Origin of the sequence: Natrinema sp. 74, assembly GCF_046097095.1 — an archaeon.
GTDB lineage: Archaea > Halobacteriota > Halobacteria > Halobacteriales > Natrialbaceae > Natrinema.
The window spans coordinates 209,649-221,223 of the sequence record NZ_CP175698.1 but is presented as its reverse complement, the minus strand read 5'-3'; the positions used below and the strand labels follow the sequence as shown (position 1 = coordinate 221,223).

The window sequence follows — 11,575 nt, the reverse complement described above, 5'->3', positions numbered from 1 at the left end:
TCGCATGACCGCCGACCCCGCGATAACGGCCGAGACGACGATCGCCCGATTGACACACTGGGTTCGCCAACGACCGAACTCGCTCGAGTTCTGGGAGCTGGTCCTCACCGACGAACGGCTCTTATGGTGTTTCGTCGGAGAATCCTTCCGATCGTTGCTTCTGCGGGCGGACGTGGGAGAGCGCGATCGGGCCGCGGTCGCGGAGCTCTCGCCCGACGACATCATCGCGTTCGACGACCGGAACTTCGCCGTCTCGCTCGAGGCCCTCGACGAACTCCGACTCGTCACCGGAACTCGGCTCCGCCGAGCGCGACTTGTCGTCAGGTGGCAAACGAGCGACGCCACCGAACGCGACGATCGGACGCTCTACCGGGCGCGAACCGCCGCTCCGCAGCGGATGGCCGTGACCGCACTCGAGTCGGATTCGCGGCTCGCCGATGTCGACGTGACCGTCGAGACCCCGCGGTTTCCCCGCCTCTGAGCCGAGCGCGTCGCGCCCGGCCGGTTCTCTGGCACGTCGTCGTGCTCATCATCACGAGCGGGTACCGCGCCGAATCGGGCGTTACTCGCTGTCGGGCGAGTAGTTCGGCGCTTCGTCGGTGATGACGACGTCGTGGGCGTGGCTCTCGGCCTGGCCGGCCGAGGAGACGCGGACGAACTCCGAGCGCTCTTTGAACGCAGGGATCGTCTCCGCGCCGACGTAGCCCATGCCCGACTGCATGCCGCCCGCGAGCTGGTGGAGTTCGGACTGTAGCGAGCCCTTGTACGGCGTCGCCGCCTCGACGCCCTCGGGGACGTACTCGTCTTCCTCGTCGGGTTCCTCTTTCAGGTAGCGGTCGCCGTCGCCGGATTTCATCGCGCCGACCGATCCCATGCCGCGGTACTGCTTGTACTTCTTGCCGTTCATCGTGACGACCCGTCCCGGTGCCTCGTCGGTACCGGCGAAGTAAGAACCGAGCATGACCGCGTCCGCGCCGGCGGCGACCGCTTTGATCGCGTCGCCGGAGTACCGGATCCCGCCGTCGGCGATCACGGGCACGTCGTGTTCGGCGGCCACGTCCGCGACCTGTGCGACGGCCGTGATCTGGGGCATGCCGGATCCGGAGACGACGCGGGTGGTACAGATCGACCCTGGACCGATGCCGACCTTCAGGCCGTCCGCGAACTCGACTAAGTCCGCGGCCGCCTCGCGAGTGCCGATGTTCCCGACGACGACGTCGGCCTCGACGGACTCCTTGATCTCTCGAGCGCCCTCGATGACGTTTCGATTATGCGCGTGTGCAGTGTCGATAAACAGCACGTCTGCGCCGGCCTCGTCGGCGGCTTCAGCGCGGTCCTGCTCGAACGGGCTGACGGCGACGCCACAGCGCAGGCGGCCGTCCGCGTCGCGGACCGCCTCCTTGTACTCGCGGCGCTGGAGGATGCCCTGCATCGTGACGAGGCCGACAAGCAGGTTCTCGTCGTCGACGACGGGGACGCGCTCGATCTTGTGGTCGTACATCAGGTCGAACGCGTCGCGAGCGTCGATGTCCTCCGGTGCGGTGATGACCTCGTCGGTCATCGCCTCGGTGACCGGATCGTCCTCGTTGACCTCGAGGTGGGGACGGATGTCCGTACTCGAGATGATGCCCAGCACTTCGCCGTTGGTGTTGACGACGGGTGCGCCGCCGACGCCCTGGCGGGCCATCAACTCGTCGACCTCGCGGACGGACATCTCCGGATCGGCGGTGACGACCTCGTCCAGCGGAATAATGAGTTCGTCGGCGCTTTTGACGCGTTCGATCTCTTCGACCATCTCGTCGACGTTCATATTCCGGTGGAGGACGCCCAGACCGCCGTGGCGGGCCATCGCGATCGCCATCCCGCTCTCGGTGACGGTGTCCATCGCCGCCGAGAGGATGGGGACCGAGACCTCGACGTTTCTCGAGACGTTCGACGTGAGGTCGGCGTCGTCAGGTTCGACGCGGCTCTCCTTCGGGCGGAGAAGGACATCGTCGAAGGTTAGCGCTTCCGGTACCTGCAGTTTCGAAGAATAGGGCTCGTGCTCGGGAACGTCGTTCGCCATGTAAACCGTCCGGACCCCCGAGCAAAAAGCGTTGCGAGATGAATACGGGTGCGAACTGTTGACGAGGCCGTCAACGGCCGATGCCGACGATTCGGACTCGCACAGCACGCGCTTCTGGTCGCCTCGTCGGCCGATCGACGTTCTAGTTGGCCGCCGGAGACACCCGGCGGCCGCGGTGATGGATGCCCACTTTTCGACCAGACCTGTGCATTTCTGTACGACTCTATTCGTTCTCGCCAAAACGCCGTCGGATCGTGAAAGGTCGTCCCACGCAACGTTTATTGATCGGCCATCCGTTTATCTGGGTATGTACGCTGTGAGTGCAGCCAAAGCCCGAACCGTTGGCCGGACGAGTTCCGACTCCGTCGCCAGCTTTGCGTTCGGGAATTTTACACAGAAACTCACAGCGCGAGGCCCTAAACCCAATGCGATCGCCCGGTATGCAGACCGGTCGGTACGGGAACGCCCGTTATATCGCCCACAGGCCTCGGGTCACGGCCATCGGCCCTGACCGATGAGTACGTCACGGCACCCGGTCGCGCTCCGCATGGAGCGCCTCGTCGGCGGTGACGTTAGGCTGCTCGCGCTGGTGATGTTGCTTCCGTTAGTCGACGGCGTCTTCCCCGCTTTGATCCTCGCGGGTGCGCTCAGCGAACCGCTCGGCGCAATTCAGGTCGGTCTGCTGATCTTCGGCGGGAGCGCGACGGTCGCCGTCATCCTCGCGGACATGGACGGCACGCCCGGCGAGCAGGCAGCGGTCGTCTTGCTCATCGGCCTGCCACTGCTCTTGCTTGCGGCCCTCGAGGCCGCGCTCGCGCCGACGATCGAGAGCGTCCTCAATATCAGCATCTTCGAGCGCTTCGCGGCGCTGGTCATCGCGACGATCGCGGCCCAGACCGCCAGCGCGACCATCGGCGACTACCTCCCCAACCCCGTTGTCGTCATCGGACTCGGACTGGTCGCCAGCATCGACCCCTCCGGCCTGACGATCCGGCTGATGACCGATCCCATCCTCGTCGCCCACGCGACGCTGGCGGCGGCCGTCGGGGTCGCCTTCGCACTGACGATCGCACTGACCAGCCCCTATCTGCGAGAGTACATGGACATCGACCGCTTCCGCTTCGGCAGCGCGGTTGCCCTGGGGCTTCTCCCGCTGTCCCTGCTCGGAATGGCCTTCGGACAGGCCCCGCTGGCCGCGCTGATCGTCGCCGCCCTGTTCGCGATCGACCTCCCGATCGGCGGCCGCGACGACTCGCGTCCCGATACCGACGCGGGCGACCCGGCCGTCGAAATGGGTGCAGTGACCGATGGTGGAGACGCCGATAACTCGAGCGAGCGTAATGCCAAAGATGACTCGAGTGCGTATTCGGGCGACGATAGCACGGACACGGCGGGTCGAGCTCCGTGGCTGTAGCGCAGTTCTATACCGAATCGAAACCACTTTAGGGTGGATGCCCCAACTGAGACTCGAGGGGTCGTGGCCAAGCCAGGCATGGCGGCTGACTCCAGAGGCAACGCGCCCGGGACGACACTCCAGACTGATATACTGATCGGACACCTGATCAGTGTCCGTGTGATGACCCTCTGGAGTTCCGAGGCGCACCGGAGATATCAGTAGATCGGGGGTTCAAATCCCTCCGACCCCACTCTCACCTTAATTATTGCGGTTTCGTACGGAATAAACCTGTCAGAAAGTATCTACACCTGACGGGGTGGTCGGCGTGACGCTTTCTGATGCGGAAGTGAAGCGTCTCCGAACCAATCTGGGGATCATACCCCTGCCGACGAAAAGCCGCGAGTTTCGCTGTTCTGAGTGCGGTGCGCGGTGTACCGTACTTCTCGACGGCCAGTCGGAAGCCGGTCACAAGCGAGGGTGTTCTCGTCGACTCGAGCGGACGGGCTCGAACCGGGTCCGTCCGGAACTGGTCGATGGCGAGGAGGTGCAGCGATGACGGGGTCCGTCCGAGCGAGTCGGCTATACGACGTCGAGAGTCGGACGTCAATAGATCACCCAGCGGCCCAGTTGACCGACGACGCCAGTGAGGTGATCGAGGCCACTGGAGGTGATCCAGCGTGACCCGGTTCGCCGAACGGGACGAGTGTCCTCAGTGCGAGGCGACCGTCCCCGCGACCCGGCCGCTGTGCCCCGACTGTTTTCGTGAGATCCGCCGTGTTCGGGGTGAGTTACTGTGAGCGAACCCATAGGTTCTCAGCTCACCGGACGGGTCTGGGCGGGGTCGTCGATTTCGGTTTCCGAGGGCAAATCGGTCGACGATGTTACCACGGTGACCGAGGCCAACGCCGGTGATGGTGATGACGCGTAAGCCCGATCGGGACGATCTCGAGGAGGCCGCCGACGAAGCGTTCGATCTGCTCGACAAAGCGATGGACGTTCCCGAAGCCGATGACGAGATCGAGGCCTCGATCGAGAACAAGGACGTCCCGACCGCCGGCGGTGACGAAGTCGACGGCGGTACCGAGCTCGCGTTCGACGAAGACGAGGACGTCGACGATGAGCCTCGAGCAGCGTGTCGGTTCTGCCAGCAGGAGTTCCATACGTGCGTGGCCGAACGCCGACACCACTCGGAGGATCACTGTGAGGAAGGCTCGCCGAAGTTCCGGCCCGACGGTCGGCCGCTGATCGATCCACAACTGCACAAGTTCGGCGGTCACTTCCTCTTCGCGCCTGGCCTCGGCGATCTCCGCGGGACCCAGGACGGGATGGCTCCGTACTTCGGGATCGTCTCGCAGTTCGATCGTTGCCTTCAGGAGGGCGGCGAGGACGACGTCGGTACATTCGAGAGTGCCAGCGACACCTGGCAGCTCAACCACGACGAGGACAAGGTCAAGTACTGGCAGGGACAGATCGAAACCCGACCGCAGGATACCGGTGACGCGTATTACGAGTACCAGATCGGTGTTGTGGCTGCTGATGCAGTTGGTCGAAAGCGCATCAACTTCCAGTTCCGCCCGTCGCTTCCGAACGCCACGAACTCCGAGAACGGTGAGCGCATTCAGTCGATGCCCGAGGATCTTCCCAAAGGGGTCCGAGTCCAGGTCGAAAGCGCGAACGTCGAGCCTGAGGAGATCTTCGAAGTCCTTCAGGACCTGATGGACGCGATCGACGTCGACCCGGCGTACTTCAAAGTCGAGAACCTCCACGAGCATTCCCGCGTAACTGGTCTCGAGTTGTACGTGCGCGCGGTTCGCGAGATCGTCGAGCAGCAGGTCGTTGAGAAGGGAGCGCTGTTCGATCGCCTCGCCCAGTTCTCGAGCGTGCGTCGCGGGCGCGGGGAGTACGCCTGGAACAACGAGGAGATCATCGGTCACCGCCACGCCGTCGCGATGAACGAGACCTCGCTCAAGAAGTTGTACGACAGCCACGATGTCGGGAAGCTGTTGAAGAGCTACCTGATGAAGAATCCCGAGAAGCAGGGAGGTGCAACGACTGAGCCGAAGATCGAGGTCCAGTGGAATAAGGAGTACAGCGATTTCTTCGATGGCAACGCCGTCCCCTGGAAGGATCCGAACGGCTACGATTTCGGGGACCTTCGCGACGAACTCGATACGCATCTCATGTTCGCGCTGAACGCTGCAGACTTACCGCTGCGTGCTGATCCGACCGTCTACGTGGCGGACGAGTACTGGGACGTCACCGAATCCGAACGCGATGTCGCCGTCCACAGTGATCCGACCGAGGAGTTACGCGAAGCAGAGGAAGATCTGACTCGAGCCCAGCTGGCTCGCGAGGATCTAACGCCGACCGATCGCGCTGTCGTCCAGGCGCTGTCCGACGGCGGACAGCAGCACTACGAGGAACTCGTCGAGAAGACCGACTCCTCGAGCAGCAGTGTGTACCGCGCGATCGGGAAGTGGGGTGATCTCGTCGAGAAGGTCGGCCGTGGCACCTACGACCTCGCCGACGAGGTCGTCCGCGAGAAGATCGAGGACGTCTTCGCCGCCCTCGAGGACGTCACCGAGTGGGTCGAGCAGGGCATCGACGCGATCGTTGAGGGCAACGAGGAGATCTCCGAAGACTCCCCGCTCATGAAGTGGGCGCGACGCCACGGCGCCGTCCTGGACGAACACTACGACGACCTCGAGGTCGAACTGACCGGCAGCTACTCGAAGTACGAACTCCAGAAGCTCCTCCGCCGTGGCCTCAAGGCGGCGCGGAAGACAGGCAAGAAGACTGCTGCACGGTTCATCGGCGGGACCTTCTCCTACCGCATGAACGGCAGCCGGAGAGAGAATCAGGAGCCGTTCCACTACGTCGGTGATCGCGTGTTCTGTCTCGGGAACCGCGCTGAGCGATGACTGGTTAGTGGCAACGCTGTTGGGGACCTTATTTTCTGAAACCTTACTTTCGTTCTGAACTGAATTATACAACCTAATTTTACTCCAGCGCCTCGAGAGGGATCCATCTCCGTCGCCACCACTATATCATTTAGGTATCATTTCCCGTCTTTTGGGCAGCCCCCCTTAGGGCGTGTACCTAACGGTACAAAATCTAAAAAACCGCGGCGGCTGGTCGGCTAGCAGTTCCAGTTGATCCAAATGAAACGTACCCTGCCCTTCGGACGGCGCGAAATTTTAGAGGCCAGCCTCCGCGTCTGGGTGGAGGGCTCGCTTTGTGTCTCGGGAGCTTCGGTCATACTCTCGTGGTCCGTCGCGACAGGGATACGATCGCCGCAGCGGGGACACTCCATGTAGAGCCAGACTCCCATACTCTATTGTCATTCTGATGTGGCTGAGTAATTACTTGACCCTTACAGAATTATCAATAACCATTATAGTCAAACGATAAGCTTGGCTGAGAATGGAGTTTGAGATGAAGTTGTTGTCCAATTCGTCACGCGCATACTCCGCTGCCTGTTTTACTGGATCAGAATACGGGTCATCGGCACTCATTATTGAGTTGTGACATACATTGAATCCTCAGATCAAGAGGGTAGTTGATTTCTGATGCTCGACATAGCGAGAGAAAGCGGTTCGTTAAGATTAGGGATCTCTTCCCTCAGGAAGACTTGGTCCTGTGTCGCGTTTGTGACGAGAAGATCCAGCTGCCTCTACAGGCAGAGCAGGCCGAGTGCCTTGGCCCTTGGCCCCGAGGCGGTTCACAGAAAGAAGCTCTGCTTGTGGTAGCGGATTCGGAAGTACGCCGTCTAAAGATGGATAGACTAAGGTCTTTGTGTCTTGTTCTGACTCAGAATATTCTCGAATTCTTTACTCACCTTCCACTATATCATATGGATGTAGAGAAAGATAATAGCAATCGGCTATCCAGGCAAAACGTCATCCGATCAACAGCAGGTCTCTCCAGTAACTAATAACGATGAGGGTGATGGCATCATAATCTACATCACTACGAGCATTATGGGGAATCTCAGAGGCGGAGGAATCGAACCTCAGTAATCGACTGAGACTGCCAGACTATCACATCGCAAAATACTTAGGTTTATTTGCATTTAAAATAACCAATGGTTCCTGAAACAGGACTCACGGAAGAGCCAAAATTGGCCGTGTTGCTGCTTGTAGTTTCGATCTATGCCATGGCTACGACGGTCCAGACCCAAGGCATTGGTGGTGTAATAAGAGTGGACTATTTTTGGGATACGCTCGTATTCTTCACTGGGGGAGCGGCTGGGCTACTTGCAGTGTTTTCTCTGGTATGGGTTGCTTTGCGTTAGGGGGCCAGAACAGTGTAGGAGAATATCGACAAAATCGTCTTTGATTCCTTCTGATCGATTGGGGCTTAAACGTCTATGCGGCCGTATTCCACTGACAACAGACTTCTATCGCAGTTTGGCAGCCATGAATTATTTAATAGTTTACACGTATACTTACCATGAGGGCCGTGTCCGAGAAATCTCCCAATATCGGACTCTTCTGTCGTCTCTTGTAGATCCGGGAATTGGGGGAGCATTGGACAGGAGATCGTGAATCAGCGGTAAGTACAGAGTGTACACTGACCGGGAAAGTTGCGAGTGACAAAGACGTGTTCAGAGTTGGCAGGGTCGTCCGAGTTCTCGTTCGTACTCCGATTTAATTCGCTCAAACAAGTCTTGGCCGAGCTCTGTCCGAAAGCGTGGCGCGGCGGTAGCAAAGAACTCGTCCAGATTCTCGAACTCGGCAAAGTGGTCATTCGTCTCGGCTTCGTCGTACCGATCTTGGCGCTCGTACTTGAGCGCTTGGAGACAATTATCGACCAGATCCATGTCCTTGACGAACTGTGCCGTGGGGATGTCACGGGCTTCATACTCTTCCCAGAGCGGCAGCAGTTCGGTGTCCTTGAATGGTCCGACGAGATCGGTTACCGCGCTCCGTTCAGCCGCCTCCTTCTCGGACGTGGGGATGGTCTGGCGTCCGTCCTCCGCGCGGGTTGCGATATCGCCCGTGCGAGCTTCACCGAGGTCGTGAATGAGCGCCATTGTCACTGCTTTCTGGCAGTCAACATCTTCCTGCTCGGCATGGAGCAGACAAAGAACCGCTGTCCCCCACGTGTGGGCTGCGACCGATTCAGGCGAGTCGATATTCCGGAGCACCCATCCCGTCCGAAGTTCGTCCTTCAGGTCGAACCATTCGAGCAAGGAGTCGAGTTCGTTGGTCATCATATCGGGGAGAAGGCAGGCGGCCAGTTCAAAATATCGAGGCCATTCCGCCGAGTAACCGACACTGAGTCAATAGGTCCGCATCTGTAGTTACCGCCAGCGCTGCGTCCGAGAAGTAGAGTATCATCGAACTCTTTGACCTTCACGGATAGATTTGGCCTACGAGCCGATTACTCGTCATTACATTATAAATAGATGAACGAAGAAATAGCGATAGGCATCGTATCGAGTAGTATCGGATCCATCGCAGGCGAACTTTTCCGAATTATGTTTGAAAGGTACCGAGATGAGAGGAGCACCTCTTCCAGATTCTATTCCCGTCAAGTTCGATAGGCCTTGGTTACGAGTTTATCGTGACACAAAGAGCTATGTCCGAGAATCTTCCCAAAGTCGAATACTTCTTTCAAAAGAGAATTTTCTGGATATTGCGCTAAGTACAAGTGCGAACTTACCGTCAGGTCCAGAGAAGTGAGTTGAATTGATGTATCTCGTCATCGCTGACCAGGGCGACAACGATTATAGCTCTACAGGCGATTCGAGATCATGATCTGCTTCTATGATCGCTGAGAGCTGTGGCTGCATCTGCTTGAACTGCTCGGTCGGCTCCACCAGCCCCCGCTCCTGATTGTAGTCAATGAGTCCAGATGCCTCCATCTTCGGGAGGTGTGCGTGGTGAAGCGAGATCTGCAACTCTGTGAGGCTTCCCTTAGGCATCTCCGTCACGGGTACGTGGTGGTTGTATTTGGCGATGGCCTTTGTAAGATCGTTCACTGTCAGGGAGCGCTGCTCGTTTGCGAGTGCTGCGAGAGCGATGCGACGGTGTTGATCCGCACACAGGTCAAGCACCGTGTCGAACGCAAGGGGTTTTTCGCTCATTACATCATTTTTAGACGACCTGCCCGGATTACCACCGCTTTTTAGTATCCAACACGCTTTTAAGTACCCTGTCAAGATGGAGCCGATATATCGGATAGTGTCTCACCGAGGATGTGCTTGATTCCGCGCCGGAGTCGGGATGCAACGGCCTGCTGTGAGATGCCGAGTTCGTTGCCGATTCCTTCCATCGTTGTCTCGCGCGGGGATTCGAAGTAGCCGCGCTCGTAGGCCAGCACCAGTGCCTCTTGCTGGGTACCAGTCAGCGCTGCCTCGGTAGCCGTCTCAACCGTCGTGAGCGCGTGCAGCTCCGTGAGCGTGATTGGGATATCCAACTCCCGACAACGGGATTGAAAATCAGCAATATCGCTACGGGCATCACCACGAATATCGAACGTCCACTGCTTGTTCGTCCCGACAGCTTCGATGAGCGCGACCTGCGTCTCTGTTAGCGTGGTTAACACGTCGTCGTAATCCACCGCCCACTCAACGCGCAACAGATGCTCATCTTCGACGGAGTCGATGAACTGGATTCGCTTCACGCCAGGATGCTCCGAGAACGCATCTTCGACATCGTCAACTCTGGTTCCCCGGACCCAGAAGTAGGGGATAACCACGTCTTGAGCAGGGATGATCCGCTCCAGTTCGACTGACACATCTGGCAATTGTTCGAACACCGTCCCCAGCGGGAACTGGTCCGATGGAACCGTAAAGGAAGCCTCTGTAGCCATCATCCAATCTGTGATGCCCTGAGCGTAAATGCCCTTTACAGGATTGTGCAACTACGTCACAAACAGATTTTCCGTTTCGTGTTCGCCACCGACTCGATATCTCTTTGACCTGTACTGAACAGTAGTAGTTGTTCGAGAATTCCTCCAGTGTCGGACTCTCTTGTCTTCTGTAACAGACTCAGAAATTAACTCTAGCTGCCGACCGATTGGTGGCACGATATCTACCAAGCCAACACATTCTTGAATCCATATATATATCACACATGTATGGGAGAATCAGACGATATCGACTGGGGTAAGGTAGGATTCGTGGATTCATCGACGTATCGGACAGAAGTACTAAGCCATCTAGTTGAGTCGCGGTTAACTCCTAAGGAACTCAGTAATGAGACTCCGATCGAACTTTCACATGTCTCACGGACACTTGGGGAACTGAAAGAGAAGGATCTCGTTGAACTTTTAGTTCCAGAGGATCAGCAGAAGGGGCGTATCTATGAGGCTACTGAGGAAGGGAAACGCGTCTGGGAGACTGTTGAATCCCGCAACTGAAGAACTTGGGTGCGGAGTTATCGACGTCCAATTCCTTCTCCAAAGTCGGACGGAATCCACCCCGATCGAGGCCTCAACCCCACCGAAAAGACTAGTATTCTGCCCAGAATTGACCGGGATACGCGCATTCCGGACACCATGAATCTTCGGCAACACAAGAACCGCGAGGACATGAAGGCTGGCTCAGCCAGAGCGAAGTCGAAGATTTCCTCGAGGCTGCCACCGATACCCAGCAACGAATCGCCTTCGCGTTCGGGCCCGCTACGGGCTCCGGTCCCACGAAGTTCTGGATATTACCGGTGGACGTCAGGTAGCAACATTTTCAGAGAACAAGTCCCTGCTTAGAGCCACACCAAATTGTGATCTGAAGTAATTACTATGACATTCTATCACCGGGAGAGGGTTTCAATAAGGCCGATTCAACAAGTCAACTTCGTTTGCTCCGTGTAATCTGTGCTGAATTAGCCGAGCAGTTGATCTGTAAATCCGGAAGTTGGAAAAGGTTAATCGCCTATAAATATTGTTATCTATGCCTTCCACAGCACGTTTCTCCGCGGAGATCCTCGTTTTCAAGAACAGCGGGATTCTTGGAGTTAAGTTCGAGAAAGACGTTGCTCCGCCATGGGACGCTGGTGAGGAGAGAGTCTATGAAATCCGTGTTGTGAACGAAACCGCTGATACCGTCGTTGACGCTGTAACTATAACAATCGAAAATAATGGTTCATGACACATTCTTTTCCTGTACT

General features: G+C 57.9%; 11 protein-coding genes and 1 tRNA gene. 8 read left to right on the top strand and 4 right to left on the bottom strand.

Annotated features, from left to right (window positions below; genetic code table 11):
* The first annotated feature begins 4 nt into the window (after positions 1-4).
* Positions 5-481 (top strand): hypothetical protein, encoded by a 477-nt coding sequence (locus tag ACJ70B_RS01105; protein WP_408958578.1) that lies wholly within the window; start codon positions 5-7, stop codon positions 479-481.
* 81 nt (positions 482-562) lie between these two features.
* Here the strand turns inward: ACJ70B_RS01105 and guaB are convergent, their stop codons facing one another.
* Positions 563-2,065 carry an IMP dehydrogenase gene (gene guaB, locus ACJ70B_RS01100; protein ID WP_408958577.1) on the bottom strand — a complete coding sequence of 501 codons (1,503 nt, stop codon included), beginning with the start codon at positions 2,063-2,065 and terminating at the stop codon, positions 563-565.
* Between the two features lie 514 nt (positions 2,066-2,579).
* Here guaB and ACJ70B_RS01095 point away from each other — a divergent pair.
* From ACJ70B_RS01095 to ACJ70B_RS01075, 5 genes are all read left to right on the top strand, one after another.
* On the top strand, positions 2,580-3,479 hold the full coding sequence (locus ACJ70B_RS01095) for a DUF5794 domain-containing protein (protein WP_408958576.1): 900 nt from the start codon (positions 2,580-2,582) through the stop codon (positions 3,477-3,479).
* Between the two features lie 57 nt (positions 3,480-3,536).
* Positions 3,537-3,711 (top strand) — tRNA-Trp (locus tag ACJ70B_RS01090).
* 302 nt (positions 3,712-4,013) lie between these two features.
* Positions 4,014-4,142, top strand: coding sequence for a hypothetical protein (locus ACJ70B_RS01085; RefSeq protein ID WP_408958575.1), 129 nt, complete (start codon positions 4,014-4,016; stop codon positions 4,140-4,142).
* Between the two features lie 112 nt (positions 4,143-4,254).
* The gene (locus ACJ70B_RS01080; RefSeq protein WP_408958574.1) at positions 4,255-4,389 is read left to right on the top strand and encodes a hypothetical protein; all 135 of its coding nucleotides are present in this window, start codon (positions 4,255-4,257) and stop codon (positions 4,387-4,389) included.
* On the top strand, positions 4,379-6,382 hold the full coding sequence (locus ACJ70B_RS01075; protein ID WP_408958573.1) for a hypothetical protein: 2,004 nt from the start codon (positions 4,379-4,381) through the stop codon (positions 6,380-6,382). Before ACJ70B_RS01080 ends, ACJ70B_RS01075 begins: the two co-directional genes overlap by 11 nt.
* Positions 6,383-8,067: 1,685 nt before the next feature.
* Here the strand turns inward: ACJ70B_RS01075 and ACJ70B_RS01070 are convergent.
* The 3 genes from ACJ70B_RS01070 to ACJ70B_RS01060 all read right to left on the bottom strand — a co-directional run bounded on the left by ACJ70B_RS01070 (position 8,068) and on the right by ACJ70B_RS01060 (position 10,280).
* A complete protein-coding gene (locus tag ACJ70B_RS01070; RefSeq protein ID WP_408958572.1) occupies positions 8,068-8,679 on the bottom strand; it encodes an HD domain-containing protein in 612 nt (203 codons plus the stop codon).
* Positions 8,680-9,192: 513 nt separating this feature from the next.
* Entirely contained in the window at positions 9,193-9,552 is a 360-nt protein-coding gene (locus tag ACJ70B_RS01065; RefSeq protein ID WP_408958571.1) for a hypothetical protein, read from the bottom strand.
* Positions 9,553-9,623: 71 nt separating this feature from the next.
* Complete coding sequence (locus ACJ70B_RS01060) at positions 9,624-10,280, bottom strand: bacterio-opsin activator domain-containing protein (RefSeq protein ID WP_408960139.1); 657 nt, start codon at positions 10,278-10,280, stop codon at positions 9,624-9,626.
* A gap of 267 nt (positions 10,281-10,547) precedes the next feature.
* On the opposite strand from ACJ70B_RS01060, the gene ACJ70B_RS01055 reads away from it, so the two are divergent.
* Both ACJ70B_RS01055 and ACJ70B_RS01050 read left to right on the top strand, forming a co-directional pair.
* Positions 10,548-10,829: a winged helix-turn-helix domain-containing protein gene (locus tag ACJ70B_RS01055; protein WP_408958570.1), complete on the top strand. Its 282-nt coding sequence runs from the start codon at positions 10,548-10,550 to the stop codon at positions 10,827-10,829.
* 529 nt (positions 10,830-11,358) lie between these two features.
* Positions 11,359-11,556 carry a hypothetical protein gene (locus tag ACJ70B_RS01050; protein WP_408958569.1) on the top strand — a complete coding sequence of 66 codons (198 nt, stop codon included), beginning with the start codon at positions 11,359-11,361 and terminating at the stop codon, positions 11,554-11,556.
* Positions 11,557-11,575 lie beyond the last annotated feature (19 nt).